The 546-nt window shown below is 65.8% G+C and carries 1 pseudogene; it reads left to right on the top strand.

From position 1 onward, the window contains the following. A pseudogene (locus B2U11_RS01210) lies at positions 1 to 546 on the top strand (type III PLP-dependent enzyme); the annotation flags it as partial.

Below are 546 nucleotides of genomic sequence, written 5' to 3'. Positions count from 1 at the left end.
TGGTTCCAGGATAATCTGAAAGCCGACGTCTTCTACGCCGTGAAGGCGAATCCGTCGCGCTGGGTCATCGAAACGCTGGTTGAGGCCGGCGTGCGCGGCTTCGACGTGGCGTCGCTGGCCGAGATCGAGCTTGTGCGCTCGGTCACGACCGAAGCGCGTCTGGCCTTCATGCATCCGGTCAAGAGCCGGGCGGCGATCACCAAGGCCTATTTCGACCATGGCGTCCGCACCTTCTCGCTGGATTGCGTGGAGGAGCTTAACAAGATTCTCGACGCCACCGGCGGCGCGAACGACCTGAACCTGATCGTGCGGATGGCGGTTTCGGCCGACGGCGCGGCCTATACGCTGTCGGGCAAGTTCGGCGTGTCCTCTGACCAGGCCCCGGCGCTGCTGCTGGCGACCCGCCAGGCGGTGAAGGACGGCCTGATGGGCGTCAGCTTCCATGTCGGCAGCCAGTGCATGCGCCCGACCGCCTATCAGGCGGCGATGGCCCAGGTCGGCCGTTCGATCAGCCGCGCGGGCGTGATCGTCGACATCGTCGATGTC

It is taken from the genome of Brevundimonas sp. UBA7534, from assembly GCF_002479325.1.
In the GTDB taxonomy this organism is placed as follows: Bacteria; Pseudomonadota; Alphaproteobacteria; order Caulobacterales; family Caulobacteraceae; genus Brevundimonas.
The sequence above is the reverse complement of the archived record's forward strand: the minus strand, read 5'-3'. Positions and strand labels throughout refer to the sequence as shown.